Raw genomic sequence first — 18,104 nt, forward strand, 5'->3', positions numbered from 1 at the left:
ACATGAAAAACAACAGACTTTACCATAAGCTACTACAATGGGATGCTTATTTTTTCAATTTTCTCAGAATTGCGATTTTCATTGTTATGGCATGGATTGGCGGCCTGAAAGCATTTCATTACGAAGCTGATGGAATTGTTCCTTTCGTTGCCAACAGCCCTTTGATGAGTTTTTTCTACAAAAATGCAGACTATAAAGTGCTTAATGCAGATCAAAAATTGGTTAAAGAATATACTTTGTACAAAAATCCGGAAGGAAAGGTAGTTCAGAAAAATATCGACTGGCATAAGGAAAACGGAACGTATGCGTTCTCCTATGGCCTGGGAACAATGATTGTTGTGATAGGAGTTTTGGTAGCATTGGGAATTTGGTTTCCTAAAATTGGAGCTGTTGGAGCTGCTTTAACATTTTTAATGTCACTCGTTACCCTGTCATTCCTGATCACTACTCCTGAAGTTTACGTCCCCAATCTGGGCGGAGTTGGAGTGACACCTCAATATGGATTTCCATATCTGTCAGGAGCAGGACGTCTTGTACTAAAGGATATTATCATGATGGCGGGAGGGCTGGTGTTATTTTCTGACAGCCTGAAGAAGCTGGTAAGACCGTCGGATCAATAGATTCCCGAATCGGCAGCACAAAGATTAACGAAAATTTATTATCTTAAAATCGTTTCTAAATTTCTCTATTTCTCAAAAAAACACGACATTTGTAGCTCGAAAAATCACACCGTAAAGGGTGTGGGATTTCAAATAAAAGTTTCAAAATAGAGCAGGTGGAATCTAGAACTCATCTGACGTATTAAATAAGTAGATAGATTAACAAATGAAAATATCAAACAACTGGCTGAAGGACTTTGTAAAAACGGAATCAAAAACTGAAAGAATCGGTGAATTCCTTACAGATATAGGTCTTGAGGTTGAAGGGATAGATAAATTTGAAAGTGTAAGAGGCAGCCTGGAAGGAATTGTTGTAGGTAAAGTACTTACCTGCGAAAAGCATCCTAATGCTGACAAACTGAAGAAGACAACTGTAGACGTAGGAAACGGAAAAGTGCTGAATATTGTTTGCGGAGCTCCTAACGTAGAAGCGGGGCAAACTGTTCCTGTAGCCGTTGTCGGAACAAAAATCTATGACAAGACCGGGAACTTTTTTGAAATTAAAGAAGCAAAAATCAGAGGAGAGGTTTCTCAGGGAATGATCTGTGCAGAAGACGAACTAGGTCTTAGCGATGATCACGGAGGAATTATGGTGCTGGATGAAACCCAATATGAAGTAGGGAAAAACTTTGCAGACTATTTTGAGCTGACCAATGATGAGGTATTTGAAATCGGATTAACGCCGAACAGAACAGATGCCATGTCTCATTATGGTGTTGCCAGAGATTTACATGCCTACCTTTCTACGAATCAATTGAAGTCGCAATTTAATAAAGTAGCTTCCGAAGTTTTGAATAATGAAGGAACACATGATTTCAAACTGGAAATTGAAGATGCAGAATTGTGTCCAAGATATATCGGAGCCGTTATTGAAGATGTAAAAATAGCAGAATCACCATCCTGGTTGAAAGACAGGCTGAAAGCGATCGGATTAAGCCCGATTAACAACGTTGTAGATATTACCAACTATATTCTTCACGGATACGGACAGCCGCTTCACGCATTTGATGCAGATAAAATTGCAGATAAGAAAGTGAAAGTAGGTGTAGTAAAACCGGGAACGAAATTCACAACTTTAGATGGTGTTGAAAGAACATTAAATGGTTCTGAAATCATGATCAAAGACGGTAAAGATAAGCCAATGTGTATTGCCGGAGTATTCGGTGGTGAGAGCTCAGGAGTATCTGATACTACAAAAACAATCTTCCTTGAAAGTGCTTACTTCAACCCGATTGCAGTGAGAAAAGGAGCAAAAGCGCATAGCTTGAATACAGATGCTTCTTTCAGATTTGAGAGAGGAGTAGACCCGAATCTTACCAGAACAGCCATCACTCATGCTATTAAAATGATTCAGGAAATTGCTGAAGGTAAATTGGTAGGTGACTTATTGGAAGAATATCCTAAGAAAATAGAGGACAATTATGTGATCCTTAGATTCTCTAAAATTGAGCAGATTTTAGGAACAAAAATCCACAGAGAAAAAGTAAAAGAAATCTTAAAAGCATTGGAAATTCAGGTTTTAAATGAAATTCCAAATGGTTTCGAAATCTCCGTTCCTGCGTACAGAGCAGATGTAACAAGAGAAATTGACGTGATTGAAGAGATCTTAAGAATCTACGGATACAATAAAATTGATGCGCCACAGAAGATTTCGTTTACGCCTGTTAAGCTAAGTGCTAACGATCAGGACGAACTGGAAAACAGCTGGGCAAGAACTTTACAGGGACTTGGTTTCAATGAAGTAATGAACAACTCTTTAACTTCTGTAAAAGATGAAACTGATGCGGTAAAACTATTGAACCCTTTAAGCGGTGATCTGGCATTCATGAGAAAGTCTTTATTGGAAGGACTTCTTCAGAACACAGTATATAACATCAACAGAAAAAATCAGGATATCAAGTTCTTCGAGTTAGGAAAAATTTATCACAAAAAAGATAAATACGAAGAAAGAAAACAACTTGCATTACTTGTTTCCGGAAGAGATGTTGCAGAAAACTGGCTTCAGCCAAAATCTGCAGTAAGCTTCTATAACCTTAAAGCTTATGTAAAAGTTTTACTGGAAAGATTGGCTGTAGATTATAAAGAAGTAGCTTTAACTGATGACAGATTCTCTGATGCATTGGTATATGAAGCGGATGGTAAAGCATTGGTAAGAATCGGAAAAGTAGCACCTGCTTTATTGAAAGACTTTGATATTGATCAGGAATGTTTCTATGCAGAAATTGAACTGGAATTAGCTCAGGAATTGCGTTCTAAAAATGAATTGAAATTCAAAGACATTCCGAAGTTCAACAAAATCAGAAGAGATTTAGCTTTATTGATTGATAAAACAGTTAACTATCAGGATCTATATCAGACGGCTAAGAAAAATAAATCTCCATTCATCAAAAACATCAATCTGTTTGATGTATATGAAGGTAAAAATCTTCCGGAAGGTAAGAAGTCTTATGCCATGAGCTTCGAGTTGTTAAACGAAGAAAAAACACTGGAAGAAAAAGAAATTACGGAAGTAATGGATTCTCTGATCAAAGCTTTCCAGAAAGAATTCAACGCTGAGTTGAGATCTTAATATTTGAAATACATATTTCAACATAACAGAAACGGACTTTTTAAAGTCCGTTTTTTTGTTTTATTGCGTTGTTGTTAGGCTTGGGTTAAGGCCAAATGAATTTTTGTGAATAGAAAAACGGGCTAAAGCCCGTTCCTATTGAATTGCATTAGTGATATTAGTGAAAATATTAGTGTTATTCGTGTTTAAAATGGAAATTTTGTATAAAAACACTCTATCCACAGCCTTTGTCACTCCGTAGGAGTCTCAGAACTCTTTATAAGCTAATTGTAATAGAGATTTCTCCGGAATGATAAAGGCAATGTTACAACTTTAGTGCACATGAAGTTCTTATGTATTAAGGTTTTCAATCCTTTTTTGATCATCAAGAGCATAAAAATAATTCTGAAAAATATTCAAAATATCAAATGTTAAAGAATAATAAAATTCACGGCAGCCCGTTTAAATAATATAATTTCCGTAAATTTGGGTTAATTCAAAAAGAAAAAAATGAAAAATCTTTTTTTAAGTATATGTACAGCTGCAGTATTGGCTTCATGTGGATCTATGACAAGCCCGTCTGCATCTAAAGTAGGAAAAGCTCAGCCTGCTCTTGCCAGCACAAAATGGACATTGGCTGAAACGGTAAAAGGTAAAGTTCCGACATTGAATATTGAAGGAGAAAAGATCACCGGAAATGCGGGATGTAACAACTATTTCGGAACGGCTACCATAGATCCGTCTACAGGAAGTTTTACAGCCGGACAGATGGGATCTACAAAAATGATGTGCAGCAACATCGGGGTAGAACAGAACTTTATGGATATGATGGGGAAAGCTAACAAATATGTGGTTTCCGGAAATATTTTAGAATTGTACAAAGACAATCTTTTGCTATTGAAATTCACTAAATCAGAATAAAAAAACAAAAGGAACTCAATTGAGTTCCTTTTTTATGTTTAGAGTGTTATTAATCTTCCTCTTCTTCGTCGTACTTAGCCAACTCTTCATCGCACCATTTGAATGCTGCTTCTACTACTTTAGTAGCCTCGTCTGCCATCGTTTCTTCATCATCACCTTCAAGATCATCTAACCACTCAACTTCTTCTTCCTCAACGTTTAAGATAAATCTTGGATATTCTGTATGAACTACGAATAGATCCTCTGGAAATTCCGAATTATCTGCTAATAAAAACTTTGGTAATTTCATTTTTTTAATGTTTTAACTTTCTCAAAGATAATTAAAATTATTGATTTAAGATGACTTCAAAAACATTTTTGAAACTTTTTCAGCTTTTTTGCTTTCAGAATAATCGTAGAACCCTTCTCCTGATTTTACACCCAGTTTTCCGGCTGTCACCATATTCACAAGCAATGGGTTCGGAGCGTACTTAGGATTTTTAAAACCGTCATACATTACATTCAGAATGGCAAGACATACATCAAGACCAATAAAGTCTGCCAGCTGAAGCGGACCCATCGGATGAGCCATTCCCAGTTTCATTACCGTGTCAATTTCTTCAACACCGGCTACTCCGTTGTAAAGAGTCTCGATAGATTCATTGATCATTGGCATTAAAATTCTGTTCGCCACAAAACCAGGGTAGTCATTCACTTCTACAGGAACTTTACCCAAAGTTTTACTCATTTCATAAATGGCATCAAAAGTCTCCTTGGAAGTTGAATATCCCTTGATGATTTCTACCAGTTTCATAATAGGAACCGGGTTCATAAAGTGCATTCCGATTACTTTATCAGCTCTTTTGGTAGCTGCAGCAATTTTTGTGATAGAAATAGAAGAAGTATTGGTTGCAAGGATACAATTGGCAGGAGCCAGTTCATCCATCTGGCCGAAGATCTTCAGTTTAAGATCAAGATTTTCAGTAGCAGCCTCTACAATAAGATCAGCAGATCCTGCAGCCTCATTCAATGCTGTAAAAGTAGTGATGTTACCTAAAGTTTCAGCTTTTTGCTCCTCTGTAAGGTTTCCTTTTGCAATGATTCTGTCAAGATTGGTAGTAATGGTTTTTAAACCTCTGTCCAAAGCTTCCTGGGATACATCTACAAGATTTACTTTAAAACCGCTTTGTGCGAAAGTATGTGCAATACCATTTCCCATGGTTCCCGCTCCGATAACTACAATGTTTTTGATCATTTTTCCTTTATTTTTTATAGATAGTTAAATTTTTTGCGTCTGTAAGGTCAGATTGTGTGACAACAGCTGTTGAATCAAAGGTAACATTTCCTACACTCTGACTTTTTTTACTGTTATTCTGATTGGAAACAGTAGCCGTTAAACCTCTTATCAATCGTTTTTTCTGATTCTTTGTAAGAAAGTCGGTGCCAACATACAATGTATATTCACCTTCTCTTCCCATCCCTTTTTGGATCAGGACTTCCAGGCTTTTTATCTGGCTTTTGTTCTTAAATTCTTTCAGAAAACTCATTACAGGCTTATCAGAGGCAGGGCCACAGCATACACTTCCGTAGCTGATCTCCAAATAATTCTGATTCTTCTGAGTGTAAAAGAATGTGAAAGCAAACAGAGCCGTTGTTATTATTATTTTTTTCATGTTAAATCGCTTTAAAAATAAGCTTAAAATTTTACTTATTAAAATATTCCCAAACCTCCCTGGAAATATCTGAAATCATCCTGCAGTTGACAGCATCCGTTTCCGTTGAATTACTGACAAATACAGCTAATGCATAATGTTTTCCATTGGGTAAAGTAACGATTCCAATTTCATTTTCCGCACCTGTTAAACCTGCATCATTCTTTCCTGAAGCTCCCGTTTTTCTTGCCACAGGCGTGTTTTTCGGAAGCTGTTCTACCATTTTATTCAATCCTGTGGAAGTAGACCATAGTACTTTCATCAGATAATCTGTAGATTTTTTGGAAAGTAATTTCCCGTCATAGAATTTTTTAAGGACATCGACTGCTGATTTTGTCGTGCTGTAATTTTCATATTGAACATTCCAGTCTTTATGCATATCCTCTTCATTATATTTGATCTGAAAACCTTTTACCCCTTTGGAATCCATGAATTTTTGAACAGTCTGGGTACCTCCCAATAATCTGAGAAGAATATCACAGCCGTTATTATCACTTTTGGCAACGGTATATTCAATCACTTCACCTAGCGGAATTTCTGCATTCTTTCCTGCATATTGATCACGAAGCGGCGACCACGTATTCTCTAGTAAATTTGACTGATCCAGTTTGATTTTCTGATCCAGAGAAAGCTTTCCCTGGTCTACGGCATTCAGAGCCGCTGCGGCAATGTGAAACTTGAATACACTTTGCATTGGCAGCTTTTTATCTGCATTTTTATTGTATGCAAAACCATTTTCAAAACCTAGGACAGAAACGCCTACTGTCGCTTTTTTGTTTTTGAGAATTGAGTTTATTTTTTGTTCCAACAGAGAAGTCTGAGCAAAGGTAAATGCTGAAATCAGAAGGAAAAAGAGTGCTGTTTTTTTCATAATATGATCATTAAAAAAGCCCTCTTCCGAAGACCGGAAGAGAGCTGCAATTTAAGACAATTATTACTATTTTAATTCAAAATAATTCAGATTGACTCCATCATTTTCAAAGACGATTCTGATCTTGTTTTCCCCTTTCTGAAGGCTGATGTTTTTTGCAGTAACCGTTTTCCAGTTTTCATTTCCACCCGTAGATGACAATGATACTGTAGATAAAACTTTTCCGGAAGCTGTTTCAATTCTTATTTTGGAATCGTTGGCCGCAGAATATCTTATATCCATCGAATAACTTTTGTCTCCTTTGGACTGAACTGTGTACTGAAGCCATTCTCCGGTCTCTGTTTTTCCTACATAATACTGATTGGTAACCTTATCATTACATTGATAAATATCCACCCCGTCATTTCTCATCTGCTGTCCGGAGTTCCATTCTGATCTTTTTGCCGGATCACTTACCCAGAGGTTAATAAAATCCTTATCCAGATAGGCGGAGCCCATTCTTCCCAAATCATATTCTGAAGCAAATATTCTTCCCGGAGCCTGGTGATTTCTGAAAGGTTTTGTAGAAGCATCTGTAATCTGTCTGAACATTGCATCAATCACATCCCTTTTAATTTCCGTGTTGTTCAGCTTATAATTGTCGGCAATCTGTAGTAAAGCTTTTTTGGCATACTCTTTAGAAGGCTTTTCACCTCCGTTTTTCCAGTAATCCAACAGCTTTTCATATTCAGGAGTGATTTTTACATTGGTAATTCCCGCGATATTATCAATCTTTTTCATCGGCCAGAAGGCGTATCCTATATTATGCTTGCCCAAAAGCTGGATCAGCTCGGTAAACCATACATTGGAATTCTCACCAGTTTCCCCAAGCCATATCGGCATATTATGTTTCTCTCTGAGATCCAGGGCGAACTTAATGGTTTGATCATCATTGTAATTCCAGTATTTATGAAAACTGAAGGCCATATTATTATCCCAGATCGCCGGAAGCCCGTTATAATTATTTCCCCATCCGTTTCCTTCAATAAAAATAATATGCTTTTTGTCCACCTCTCTGATGGCTGCTGTAATATCTTTCTGAAGTTTCCAGAGCGGAGCATTGGACATTTCATCTGTACCATTCGCGTTTTTACCTGTGAAGTTGATATTGGGTTCATTAATCAGATCATAGCCTCCGATCCATGGATTATCTTTATACCTCTCAGCCAGTTTTTTCCAGAGGGCAATTGTTTTTCTCTGATTTTCTTCACTGGCCCAAAGTGAAGGTTTAGATTTGTCATTATCAGATATATTCGCATCATTTCCCTGGCCTCCTGGTGCTGCATGCAGATCGAGAATCAGGTATATTTTGTTATCGGTACACCATTGAAGAAGATCATCAGTCATTTTAAAACCTTCATCCAGCCACGTATCTTTTCCTTTGGCAGGTTCCTTTTCAATCGGTAGCGTATAAAGATTATAATGCATGGGCAGCCTTATAGAATTGAATCCTGCCTTGGCAAGAAAGTCAATATCCTGTTTAGTGATTCCGTTTTTCAGGTACGCTTTGTAGAACTCATTCATTCCGTCTTCACCAATCAGTTCTGCAATTTTCTCCTTAATCTTATACTGAGGGCCTGCAAAATCGGCAGTTTTCAGCATATAACCTTCCTGTAGCATCCAACCGCCCAGCCCAAGGCCTTTCAATTGAATATTTTCACCTTTATCATTAACGATTTTCTGTCCTGAAGTCTTCAGTAATTGTGATGTCCCAAATTGAGACAATAAAAGTGCAGATAATAGAATGGCTCTTTTCATAGTGATTGCAATGTTTAAAATAATAGGAAAAATATTAGAAATAATACGGAATGATGGTCAAACGAGATGAATCAAAGTTCACATCTTCGCGTTTGCCGGATATCCATATATGTAAAACAAAATTTTTCAATGCTTTATTGAATTATTCTTCAAATATATTGTTTTTTTGTTTTGAAAAGGATTTTTTTATTGATAAATCAGTAATTATTGATGAAAAGTTTTTATTTCATTGAAAGTTTTAAAAAATACAAAGCAGAAATTAACAGAATAAATAATATCGCTTCATCAAATCGATTTTTAATCGATTCAACCTTTGCTCACTCAATACAATGCAGAGCTGAGAATGAACCTTTGCGTTAATAATAAAAAAAAAATGCTATCTCATAACCAATTATTCTGATTATAAGATAGCTTTGTACTATTGCTGATTAAGAGTCAGCGTATTTTTAACTGATCAGTTTCATAATCTCTAAAGCCACTTTCAACGCTTCAGTACCATCTTCAAGAGAAACTTCTACATTTTTGTCGCCCGTAATCGCATCAGCGAAAGAATTTAATTCATCCAGAATAGCATTGTTGGGCTGGATATTCGGATACTCAAACAGGATCTGGTTCTTTTCTCCTTCTGCATTTTCAATGATCATATCAAATGGAGTAGGGTTTTCGGGAGCATCTTTCATTCTGATCACTTCAGCTTTTTTCTCAAGGAAGTCAACGGAAATGTAAGCATCTTTCTGGAAGAATCTGCTTTTTCTCATAGCTTTCATAGAAATTCTGGAAGTCGTAAGGTTGGCCACACATCCGTTCTCGAACTCTATTCTTGCGTTGGCAATATCCGGAGTTTTGCTGACTACACAAACACCGCTTGCGTGGATATTTTTCACTTTAGATTTCGCAATGCTTAATAAGATATCAAGATCGTGAATCATAAGGTCCAACACTACAGAAACATCCGTACCACGGGGATTAAACTCTGCCAGCCTGTGGATTTCAATGAACATCGGAGTACTGATGTATTCCTTAGTAGCAATAAAAGCCGGGTTGTATCGCTCAACGTGTCCTACCTGTGCTTTGATTCCTTTTTCCTGGCACAAACGAAGAATTTCTTCTGCCTGTTCAAGAGTCTGGGTTACCGGTTTTTCAATAAAGAAATGAAGGCCTTTTTCAATGGCTTTTAAAGCATAATCATAATGATAAACAGTTGGAGTGACAATGTCAAGCATGTCAATCTGCTCCAGTAAATCATCAAAATTTTCAAAATATTTATATCCGAATTCGGCTTCTAATTTCTTTCCGTTCTCAACATCTTTATCATGGAAACCTACAAATTCATATCTATCTGACTGATTAAGAAGTTTTAAATGTATTTTTCCCAAGTGTCCGGCACCTACCAAACCTGCTTTTAACATAGCTGTATTAAATTTTTGTAAAGATAGTGAATGTACATTTATAAAATACATGACTTTTCACTTGGTGATAGTCAGGAATGAACGCCTTCATTCATTAAAGAAATTATACTAAATTCACGGTCAGAAAAATAGCTATGAAAAGAATAATTTCGATTGTAATCATCTCTGGATTATGCACTGCCGGATGTATAGGAGATAGCCCATATGACCCGCAGGCCAAATGTGGTACTCCTACAAATCTGATATTTGAAAAAACAAATAATCGGCTTTCCTGGAGCTTTATCAGTATGGGAGAAGGCTATTATGAAGTACAGTATGGGGAACAGGGTTTCTCTTTGGGAAAGGGAACTACAGTGGTCACCAATAAGAACTTCTACAATCTCCCTCTCTATAAAGATAACAAATGTGACCTTTACGTAAGAAAAAACTGCGGAATAGACAACGGCCGGAGCAACTGGGCAGGACCTGTTACCGTATTGGCAGGCACTACTACCACCTGCGTAAAACCAGAATATGCAACCTATTCGAAAACAACCTCTTCTGCGAATTCTTCTATTTTTGATGCTACAGTATCCTGGGAAAATGATGGAGTTTCTGCATATGAAACGGTTTTGACAACAAGTTTTGCTCCTCCTGCAAGTGGAGATTTGGTGTTTGCAGGCCAAAAAGCTATTTATGTAGGGTTAAGTAAAACAGTGAATTATAATTTTTTTGTGAGAAAAAGATGTGCTGATAATACTTTCAGCGATTTTTACGGGCCTTATCCGATACAATGGAATTAAAAATAAAAACAAAGCAGTCAAAAAAATGGCTGCTTTATTTTTGGGATAATTCTTTGTTCCGATTTGAAATCTAATTTCTAATTTCTTACTTTTGTCAAATGCAGGATTCGTTTGTACATAAAGGAAAAAGAAAGATTTTAGTAGACTACCTTCGAAACAGAATTGGTATTTCGGATGAAAATGTACTTTCGGCAATGAATGAAGTTCCAAGACACCTTTTTATCGAAAGTATTTTTGAAGATTTTGCCTATGAAGACAGGGCATTTCCTATTCTCGCCCATCAGACCATTTCCCATCCGTCCACGGTAGCGGAGCAGTCTGAACTGCTGAAGGTAAAACCAGGTGAAAAAGTTTTGGAGATCGGAACAGGCTGTGGATACCAGACCGCTGTTTTAATGGCGATGAAAGCCCATGTATATACTGTAGAAAGGCAGAAAGACCTTTTTGATTTTTCCAAAAAGAAACTCAGAGAACTTCATCTGTTTCCAAAATTTCAAAGTTTTGGAGATGGTTTTGCCGGGCTTCCAACTTTTGCTCCTTTTGACAAAATCATCGTAACCTGTGGCGCTTCTACATTACCCACAGAGCTTTTAAAACAACTGAACATCGGTGGAATAATGGTGATCCCATTAGGACCAACGGATGAACAGGTTTTATACAGATTTACCAAAGTAGGCCCTACAGAATTTGAAAAAGAAGAATTCGGAGCTTATAAATTTGTTCCGATGCTTGGAAATACAAATCAATAATGTATTACAGATAAGGAATTAGCAGACATGCTGGTCTCAAATACCTGTTCTTAGCCATAGTTTGTGTTTTTGAAATTCGATAATTAATAAGATTTAATCTTTTTTTAATACATTTTAAATCTGTTTCGGAATAAAAATTGGATTCACATGAGAACCCAATCACTAAAATCTTAATATTATGGACACGAACAGATTCAAGGCGTCACATGATTTTAGTAATCTTCAGAAAAATCTGCATAATAACCCGGGATACAGTATAGAAAGCTATTCCCAGCAGGTGAAAGATTACCTTCATGACATGAAAAGCAGGAATCAGGAAGCTACCAAACAAGGATTTATGGCGCAGGCTCAGAAATCTGCAAAAGAAGTTTGGACAGAAATTCAGGAAATTGCTTCTGAAGCCTGGGAGAAGAACAAAGACCATTCGGATGAAGAGAAATAATTTTTTAATATTAAAGTTCAATAACCTTACTTTTTGCGAGTGAGGTTTTTTATTTAAAATAACCAAACCACAATACTATGAAAGTTTTTATCAATAAAAGAATTCCAGAAACAGGAATTAAAATGCTGGAAGAAGCAGGCCTGGAGATTATAATCCCGGAAAAAGAAAACCTTTCTTACGAAGAATGGCTTAATTACTGTAAAAATACAGATACAATGTTAAGTATTGGCGCAGATTTTAAATATGATAAGAACTTCTTTGAAGCCTGCCCGAATGTGAAAGCCATTGCCTTATATTCTGTAGGATTTGATCACGTTGACATTAAAGAAGCTACACAACGACACATTCCGGTGGGAAATACGCCCGATGTTCTGAGCAGGGCTACTTCAGATGTTGCTTTTTTACTGATGCAGTCTGTTGCCAGAAGAGCGAGTTATAATTTTCAGAAAGTAAAAGATGACAATTGGGGAGCATTTGATCCTCTACATGCCCTGGGCCAGGAATTATATGGAAAAACACTGGGGATTTTTGGATTGGGCCGAATCGGGTATGAAATGGCTGAAAAATCAAAAAAGGCTTTTGGAATGAATATCATTTACCACAACCGTCATCAGAATGAAGAAGCAGAAAAAGAGCTGGGGGCAGCTTATGTTTCTTTTGAAGAATTGATCAGAAACTCAGATGTATTGAGTGTACATGCTAATTTTACCCCTGAACAGAAAGAATTGTTTAATTATTCAATATTTGAACAAATGAAGCCAGACTCGATTTTCATCAATACAGCCAGAGGAGGTTTTCACAATCAAAAAGATCTGTATCAGGCACTCGTTGACAAAAAAATCTGGGGAGCAGGTCTGGATGTTACCAATCCGGAACCAATGTCTGCAGATGATCCTATTCTGGGACTTTCAAGTGTCTGTATTCTGCCACACATCGGTTCTGCGACTTTGGAAGCCCGAAATGGAATGGCCAGACTGGCTGCAGGAAATATTATCGCTTTTTCAAAAAATGAAAAAATGCCGAATTGTGCAAATCCTGACGTTTATTCTCATCAATCATCATAACTTGGAATTATTTTTGTTCTGATGATATAAACCTAAAATCTTAAATACTATGGCACCAGAGAAAAATATTAATGAGCAAAACAAGAGGTTAGAACAGATGGATTATAGCCCTAATGAAGATATATTTAAGAGAGAAAAACATATTTCGCTCGATGGCGACGGAAATCCTATTCTGGATGAAGACTTTGATGAAGATAAAATTGATAAAGGCTTAGATATCCCTGGAGCTGAGGATGATGATGAAATGGAAGAAATAGGAGAGGAAGATGAAGAAAACAACTACTGGAGTCTCAGTGATAATGAAGATGACCATGAAGAAGAAAACGATGATGTTTTAACTTAAATTTTAACGATACAAAAACCAGCCTTATTGAATTTCAGTAAGGTTTTTTTTTATGTGAAATAACAACTAATATGGGTAAGGGCAATTCCCCTCCCTTGGAGGGGTGGATTCAAAAATTAAAGAATTTTTGAAGACGGGGTGGTTCCATAATGCAGCACAATAAAATCCTCCAGTTCCTTCATCACCCAACTCAAATTATTCCTCATATCAAAATCACTGATTCTAAAAACCAACAAACCCAAAGATTCAAGATATTCTTCTCTTATCCCATCATAAATCTGTTTTTCGTCATGGCTCGAACCATCTATTTCTATAATAAGTCCAAGAGTTTTCACATAGAAATCAACGATATAATTTCCGATAATCCTTTGTCTGTCAAAATCAATGGTATAGAATTTTTTTGCACGGACTTTTTTCCAGAAGATCACTTCTCCCAAAATCCGGGCTTTACGTTTTTCTTTTAATAATGCTTTTAAATAGGGATTGTAGGGCAGGTTCTCAACAAAATTCCTGCGGATAGGAATTCCGTTGATGACGGTAAGGGTTTCTTTCATTGTTGTGTTTTTGACCACCCCGTCTTCCAAAGTTGTTAACTTTGAAATCCACCCCTCCAAGGGAGGGGAATTGAGGTGCATTTATTCAAATATAGTATTTAATATCAAATGATAGTCGATTTACAGGTTTCATAATTTTGCTTAAACCTTAAACCTTAAACCTTAAACTTTCAACCCCAAGCCATTTTCATCCTATCACTTGCCTATATTTCCTATTTTGAATATCTTTAAAACTTCAAACATTGTTTAAAAACATAGACCTTTAAATAGCAATATGACATTTCAAGAACAGATACAGCAGGGGATTCCTAATCAGCTGCCGCAACCAAAACCATACGAGACCAATATCAACCATGCTCCGAAGCGTAAAGAAATTTTAGGGGAAGAAGAGAAAAAACTGGCATTGAAGAATGCTTTACGTTATTTCGATCCAAAGTTTCACGCAGAACTGATTCCTGAATTTAAGCAGGAACTGGAAGATTACGGAAGGATTTATATGTATCGTTTCCGTCCGGATTATGAAATGAAGGCAAGACCTATCACAGACTATCCCGGAAAATCTGAGCAGGCAAAAGCCATTATGCTGATGATTCAGAATAACCTGGATTATGCAGTAGCGCAGCATCCACACGAACTGATTACGTATGGTGGAAACGGAGCCGTATTCTCCAACTGGGCTCAGTATCTGCTGACCATGAAATATCTGTCTGAAATGAGCAATGAACAGACCCTGGTGATGTATTCAGGACATCCGATGGGTTTATTTCCTTCTCACAAAGATGCACCAAGAGTTGTTGTAACGAATGGTATGATGATCCCGAACTATTCAAAACCGGATGACTGGGAGAAATTCAATGCATTAGGTGTTACCCAGTATGGGCAAATGACGGCAGGAAGTTATATGTATATCGGTCCTCAGGGGATTGTTCACGGAACAACGATTACGGTGTTAAATGCTTTCAGAAAAATCAAAAAAGAACCTAAAGGAGGTCTTTTCGTTACTTCAGGATTAGGAGGAATGAGTGGTGCTCAGCCCAAAGCGGGGAATATTGCAGGCTGCGTTACCGTATGTGCAGAAGTGAATCCTAAGATCACGAAAATCCGCCACGATCAGAAATGGGTGAATGAAATTCATGAAGATCTTGATGCATTGGTAAAAAGAGTAAGAGAAGCACAGGCGAACAAAGAAACGGTGTCTTTGGCTTACCTTGGAAATATTGTAGAGGTTTGGGAGAAATTTGATCAGGAAGATTTAAGAATCGATATCGGATCAGATCAGACTTCCCTTCACAATCCATGGGCGGGTGGTTATTATCCTGTAGGACAAAGTTTTGAAGAATCCAATACCATGATGGCTGAAAACCCTGAGTTATTCAAAGAAAAAGTTCAGGAAACATTGAGAAGACATGCTGCAGCCATCAACAAACATACAGAAAAAGGAACCTATTTCTTTGATTACGGAAATGCCTTCTTACTGGAAGCTTCCAGAGCGGGAGCTGATGTAATGGCAGAAAACCCGACATTAGGAAGAGAATTCAAATATCCGAGCTATGTACAGGACATCATGGGACCTATGTGTTTCGATTATGGTTTCGGACCGTTCCGTTGGGTATGTTCCAGTGGAAATCCGGAAGATCTTCAGAAAACGGATGATATTGCCTGTGCAGTATTAGAAGAAATGGTTAAGAACTCTCCTGAAGAGATCCAGCAGCAGATGAAAGACAATATCCAGTGGATCAAAGGAGCACAGGAAAACAAACTGGTGGTAGGCTCTCAGGCAAGAATCCTTTATGCAGACGCAGAAGGAAGAATGAAAATTGCTGAAGCTTTCAATAAAGCTATTAAAAATGGGGAAATAGGGCCAGTTGTATTGGGTAGAGATCATCACGATGTTTCAGGAACAGATTCTCCTTACAGAGAGACTTCCAATATCTATGACGGATCAAGATTTACAGCAGATATGGCTATTCACAACGTGATTGGGGACAGCTTCCGTGGAGCGACCTGGGTTTCTATTCACAATGGAGGCGGAGTAGGCTGGGGAGAAGTGATCAACGGAGGTTTCGGAATGCTTCTTGACGGAAGTGATGATGCCGACAGAAGACTGAAGTCTATGCTTTTCTGGGATGTAAACAACGGAATCTCAAGAAGAAGCTGGGCAAGAAATGAAGGCGCTGTTTTCGCCATTAAAAGAGCGATGGAAGCAGAACCAAACTTAAAAGTAACACTTCCGAACCTTGTAGACGAAAATTTACTGTAAACTATAATATTCAACATTGGCAACGATCAACAAAAAACTGTTTTCACACCTGAACGTAGAGGATAGTGATCCTGTATGGGAGAAGTTTGCTGAGGTTGAATTTTCAAAGAAAAATATATTTATGGACAACAAAGCCTATCTTGTAGAAGATGGGCTTGTCCGTAAATACTACATCAACAGTACCTCAGATATCGATACCGAGATCTGTGCAGAATTCTACTTTCCAGGTGATATTTTTACTGTTGAAGAAAAAAGTTCCGATGCCGTTTACGAGTCTATCAACAGAGGGCTGGCATGGGAAATCACTCTGGATGAGGTGAAAAATCTGTTCGCTGTCAATCCACACTGCCGTTTCGTACAGAACTACTATCTGAGCAGAAAGCTCAACGCTGCAATGAAAAGGGAAATGCTTCTGCTGAAAAACACTCCGCAGGACCTTTATGAATACCTGCTGAAGAACAAACCCCATTACATTCAAAATATTCCTCTGAAATACCTTGCCTCCTATATTGGCATTACACCTATCTCTTTAAGCAGAATCAGAAAAAGAATTTTGTAAGATGCTGGAAATTTGAAGATAATAAAAGAACTTACTAATATTATCTTGCTGATTTTTTTTAACGCAAAGTTTCAATTTTAAATCCACATTATTAGTGAGCAAAGGATGAATCGATTTTCAATCGATTTGATGAAGCGTGCTCTTACCATTAGCTTAGACAACGGCTTTGCCGCCTTCTTTGCCCTCTTAGAATCTGCAGTTAATAAATTAAAAACTTTGCGTTTATAAAATTCTATTAATTCAAAGAATTTACAATAGAAACTGTAGAGAAAGAATCAACTTCCATCTTCCATCCCCCAGCTCCCATCCTCAAAACACCCTCATTTATTATCTTTTGTTTATTGACTGGCCTTCCGTAAGTTTCTTCCTTTGCTGGAAAAAGAATATGGAAATACAAAAATTAAACTGGGCAGGCATTCGCATTACTTCTCACAACAAAACCATCTTAATAGATGCAGTAGAAGATTTCTCTTATTACAAACCTGTTTTGGGAGATGCTGTAGAAAATCTCATAGAATTTTCAGACCATGTACAGGCAGATTATATCCTGTTTACGCATATGCACCTTGATCATTTTGATAAAGGAGTGATCCGGAAATGTTTAAAGAAAGACGGAAAACTGGTCATCTACGCAGGACTGGAGCCTATTGTAAGAAAACTTGTACCTGATGTTGAAATAATCGTTCTGGATCTTGATGAAAACTTCACAGAAAACAATATCACCTTCAAACCTGTATTTGCCATGGATGGCGTAGGAGAAATACAGTCTTCCTGGATTGTAGATGATGGTGATACTAAAATCTTTCATGGTGGAGATACCATCTGGCACAACCAGTTCTGGAAGCTCGGGAAAGAAAACCCCAATATAGATTACGCTTTCTTACCCGTAAACGGAGTAATAGTAAATTTCGAGATCATTGGATTAGAATACAGTCCGGTTCCCGCTTCCCTCAATCTGAAAGAAGCCTTTGCTGCAGCCCACCTTCTGCACGCTAGAAAACTAGTGCCTATCCATTACGGATTGTTTGCTCATGAAAAATGCTATATTCCTCAGGTTTTTGACGAGCAGGATTTGATAAACGTATCAGAGGAAGTAGGACAGGAGTATTTAATTTTGAAGGATGGAGCGATGGTGGTAGAATCTTAACTGATATTTGTAAGGAAAACTGTCATTCTGAGTGAAATGCAATGGAGTGAAGAATCTCAATATCAATAGGAACGGGCTATAATCCTGAACTTAGTCGAAGGAAGCCCGTTTTCTTTTGTGCGTAATATGATTGGCTTTAGCCGAAATTTAAAATTAAGTTTTGGCTCCTATGTTTGCAAAAGAATAAATTTACATACAAAGCAAAAGGGGTGAGAGAACAGTTTTGGCTAAATAACTCAGGAAGTATATTGTGCTTTAGAAATGTCCTCACTTCTTTATTCCTTTTAGAGTTTGAACAGAATTTAAAG

The 18,104-nt window shown here is 37.3% G+C and carries 18 protein-coding genes; 11 read left to right on the forward strand and 7 right to left on the reverse strand.

What is annotated here, in order from left to right; genetic code table 11:
* Positions 1 to 2 precede the first annotated feature (2 nt).
* The 3 genes from LIV57_RS21170 (at position 3) to LIV57_RS21180 (ending at position 4,128) form a co-directional block, all read left to right on the forward strand.
* Positions 3 to 620 (forward strand): DUF417 family protein, encoded by a 618-nt coding sequence (locus LIV57_RS21170; RefSeq protein ID WP_227944193.1) that lies wholly within the window; start codon positions 3 to 5, stop codon positions 618 to 620.
* Positions 621 to 825: 205 nt separating this feature from the next.
* The gene (gene pheT, locus LIV57_RS21175; protein WP_227944194.1) at positions 826 to 3,228 is read left to right on the forward strand and encodes a phenylalanine--tRNA ligase subunit beta; all 2,403 of its coding nucleotides are present in this window, start codon (positions 826 to 828) and stop codon (positions 3,226 to 3,228) included.
* A gap of 489 nt (positions 3,229 to 3,717) precedes the next feature.
* Positions 3,718 to 4,128: an META domain-containing protein gene (locus LIV57_RS21180; RefSeq protein WP_227944195.1), complete on the forward strand. Its 411-nt coding sequence runs from the start codon at positions 3,718 to 3,720 to the stop codon at positions 4,126 to 4,128.
* Positions 4,129 to 4,177: 49 nt separating this feature from the next.
* On the opposite strand, the gene LIV57_RS21185 is transcribed toward LIV57_RS21180, so the two are convergent.
* The 6 genes from LIV57_RS21185 to LIV57_RS21210 all read right to left on the reverse strand — a co-directional run bounded on the left by LIV57_RS21185 (position 4,178) and on the right by LIV57_RS21210 (position 9,896).
* A complete protein-coding gene (locus LIV57_RS21185; RefSeq protein ID WP_002977986.1) occupies positions 4,178 to 4,417 on the reverse strand; it encodes a hypothetical protein in 240 nt (79 codons plus the stop codon).
* Between the two features lie 45 nt (positions 4,418 to 4,462).
* Entirely contained in the window at positions 4,463 to 5,359 is an 897-nt protein-coding gene (locus LIV57_RS21190; protein ID WP_202844343.1) for a 3-hydroxybutyryl-CoA dehydrogenase, read from the reverse strand.
* Between the two features lie 10 nt (positions 5,360 to 5,369).
* Complete coding sequence (locus LIV57_RS21195; protein WP_227944196.1) at positions 5,370 to 5,780, reverse strand: hypothetical protein; 411 nt, start codon at positions 5,778 to 5,780, stop codon at positions 5,370 to 5,372.
* A gap of 31 nt (positions 5,781 to 5,811) precedes the next feature.
* The gene (gene bla-A, locus LIV57_RS21200; RefSeq protein WP_227944197.1) at positions 5,812 to 6,690 is read right to left on the reverse strand and encodes a CGA/CIA family class A beta-lactamase; all 879 of its coding nucleotides are present in this window, start codon (positions 6,688 to 6,690) and stop codon (positions 5,812 to 5,814) included.
* A 66-nt stretch (positions 6,691 to 6,756) separates the two neighbouring features.
* Positions 6,757 to 8,487, reverse strand: a complete 1,731-nt coding sequence (locus LIV57_RS21205) for a cellulase family glycosylhydrolase (protein WP_227944198.1) — start codon at positions 8,485 to 8,487, stop codon at positions 6,757 to 6,759.
* Positions 8,488 to 8,933: 446 nt separating this feature from the next.
* On the reverse strand, positions 8,934 to 9,896 hold the full coding sequence (locus LIV57_RS21210) for a Gfo/Idh/MocA family protein (RefSeq protein WP_227944199.1): 963 nt from the start codon (positions 9,894 to 9,896) through the stop codon (positions 8,934 to 8,936).
* A gap of 134 nt (positions 9,897 to 10,030) precedes the next feature.
* Here LIV57_RS21210 and LIV57_RS21215 point away from each other — a divergent pair, with 134 nt between their 5' ends.
* The 5 genes from LIV57_RS21215 to LIV57_RS21235 all read left to right on the forward strand — a co-directional run bounded on the left by LIV57_RS21215 (position 10,031) and on the right by LIV57_RS21235 (position 13,276).
* Positions 10,031 to 10,678, forward strand: a complete 648-nt coding sequence (locus tag LIV57_RS21215; RefSeq protein WP_227944200.1) for a hypothetical protein — start codon at positions 10,031 to 10,033, stop codon at positions 10,676 to 10,678.
* A 98-nt stretch (positions 10,679 to 10,776) separates the two neighbouring features.
* Positions 10,777 to 11,427 (forward strand): protein-L-isoaspartate(D-aspartate) O-methyltransferase, encoded by a 651-nt coding sequence (locus tag LIV57_RS21220; protein ID WP_110011068.1) that lies wholly within the window; start codon positions 10,777 to 10,779, stop codon positions 11,425 to 11,427.
* A gap of 178 nt (positions 11,428 to 11,605) precedes the next feature.
* The gene (locus tag LIV57_RS21225; protein WP_110011069.1) at positions 11,606 to 11,869 is read left to right on the forward strand and encodes a prevent-host-death protein; all 264 of its coding nucleotides are present in this window, start codon (positions 11,606 to 11,608) and stop codon (positions 11,867 to 11,869) included.
* Positions 11,870 to 11,946: 77 nt separating this feature from the next.
* Positions 11,947 to 12,933: a 2-hydroxyacid dehydrogenase gene (locus LIV57_RS21230; RefSeq protein ID WP_227944201.1), complete on the forward strand. Its 987-nt coding sequence runs from the start codon at positions 11,947 to 11,949 to the stop codon at positions 12,931 to 12,933.
* Between the two features lie 49 nt (positions 12,934 to 12,982).
* Entirely contained in the window at positions 12,983 to 13,276 is a 294-nt protein-coding gene (locus LIV57_RS21235) for a hypothetical protein (RefSeq protein WP_062671877.1), read from the forward strand.
* Positions 13,277 to 13,392: 116 nt separating this feature from the next.
* Here LIV57_RS21235 and LIV57_RS21240 read toward each other — a convergent pair whose 3' ends face one another.
* Positions 13,393 to 13,830: an endonuclease domain-containing protein gene (locus LIV57_RS21240; protein ID WP_227944202.1), complete on the reverse strand. Its 438-nt coding sequence runs from the start codon at positions 13,828 to 13,830 to the stop codon at positions 13,393 to 13,395.
* Between the two features lie 274 nt (positions 13,831 to 14,104).
* On the opposite strand from LIV57_RS21240, the gene LIV57_RS21245 reads away from it, so the two are divergent.
* The 3 genes from LIV57_RS21245 to LIV57_RS21255 all read left to right on the forward strand — a co-directional run bounded on the left by LIV57_RS21245 (position 14,105) and on the right by LIV57_RS21255 (position 17,796).
* Positions 14,105 to 16,090, forward strand: a complete 1,986-nt coding sequence (locus tag LIV57_RS21245) for a urocanate hydratase (RefSeq protein ID WP_227944203.1) — start codon at positions 14,105 to 14,107, stop codon at positions 16,088 to 16,090.
* A gap of 16 nt (positions 16,091 to 16,106) precedes the next feature.
* On the forward strand, positions 16,107 to 16,649 hold the full coding sequence (locus tag LIV57_RS21250; protein WP_227944204.1) for a Crp/Fnr family transcriptional regulator: 543 nt from the start codon (positions 16,107 to 16,109) through the stop codon (positions 16,647 to 16,649).
* A gap of 385 nt (positions 16,650 to 17,034) precedes the next feature.
* A complete protein-coding gene (locus LIV57_RS21255) occupies positions 17,035 to 17,796 on the forward strand; it encodes an MBL fold metallo-hydrolase (RefSeq protein WP_227944205.1) in 762 nt (253 codons plus the stop codon).
* Positions 17,797 to 18,104 lie beyond the last annotated feature (308 nt).

This window comes from Chryseobacterium sp. X308 (assembly GCF_020733145.1).
Classification (GTDB): Bacteria; Bacteroidota; Bacteroidia; order Flavobacteriales; family Weeksellaceae; genus Chryseobacterium; species Chryseobacterium cupriresistens.

Excerpts from the sequence above, each read along its gene's own strand:
- LIV57_RS21180 (WP_227944195.1), top strand. The coding sequence starts at position 3,718 with ATGAAAAATCTTTTTTTAAGTATATGTACAGCTGCAGTATTGGCTTCA.
- LIV57_RS21240 (WP_227944202.1), bottom strand. The coding sequence starts at position 13,830 with ATGAAAGAAACCCTTACCGTCATCAACGGAATTCCTATCCGCAGGAAT.
- LIV57_RS21170 (WP_227944193.1), top strand. The coding sequence starts at position 3 with ATGAAAAACAACAGACTTTACCATAAGCTACTACAATGGGATGCTTAT.
- LIV57_RS21195 (WP_227944196.1), bottom strand. The coding sequence starts at position 5,780 with ATGAAAAAAATAATAATAACAACGGCTCTGTTTGCTTTCACATTCTTT.
- LIV57_RS21210 (WP_227944199.1), bottom strand. The coding sequence starts at position 9,896 with ATGTTAAAAGCAGGTTTGGTAGGTGCCGGACACTTGGGAAAAATACAT.
- LIV57_RS21230 (WP_227944201.1), top strand. The coding sequence starts at position 11,947 with ATGAAAGTTTTTATCAATAAAAGAATTCCAGAAACAGGAATTAAAATG.
- LIV57_RS21220 (WP_110011068.1), top strand. The coding sequence starts at position 10,777 with ATGCAGGATTCGTTTGTACATAAAGGAAAAAGAAAGATTTTAGTAGAC.
- LIV57_RS21185 (WP_002977986.1), bottom strand. The coding sequence starts at position 4,417 with ATGAAATTACCAAAGTTTTTATTAGCAGATAATTCGGAATTTCCAGAG.
- LIV57_RS21205 (WP_227944198.1), bottom strand. The coding sequence starts at position 8,487 with ATGAAAAGAGCCATTCTATTATCTGCACTTTTATTGTCTCAATTTGGG.
- LIV57_RS21245 (WP_227944203.1), top strand. The coding sequence starts at position 14,105 with ATGACATTTCAAGAACAGATACAGCAGGGGATTCCTAATCAGCTGCCG.
- LIV57_RS21225 (WP_110011069.1), top strand. The coding sequence starts at position 11,606 with ATGGACACGAACAGATTCAAGGCGTCACATGATTTTAGTAATCTTCAG.
- LIV57_RS21235 (WP_062671877.1), top strand. The coding sequence starts at position 12,983 with ATGGCACCAGAGAAAAATATTAATGAGCAAAACAAGAGGTTAGAACAG.
- pheT (WP_227944194.1), top strand. The coding sequence starts at position 826 with ATGAAAATATCAAACAACTGGCTGAAGGACTTTGTAAAAACGGAATCA.
- bla-A (WP_227944197.1), bottom strand. The coding sequence starts at position 6,690 with ATGAAAAAAACAGCACTCTTTTTCCTTCTGATTTCAGCATTTACCTTT.
- LIV57_RS21255 (WP_227944205.1), top strand. The coding sequence starts at position 17,035 with ATGGAAATACAAAAATTAAACTGGGCAGGCATTCGCATTACTTCTCAC.
- LIV57_RS21215 (WP_227944200.1), top strand. The coding sequence starts at position 10,031 with ATGAAAAGAATAATTTCGATTGTAATCATCTCTGGATTATGCACTGCC.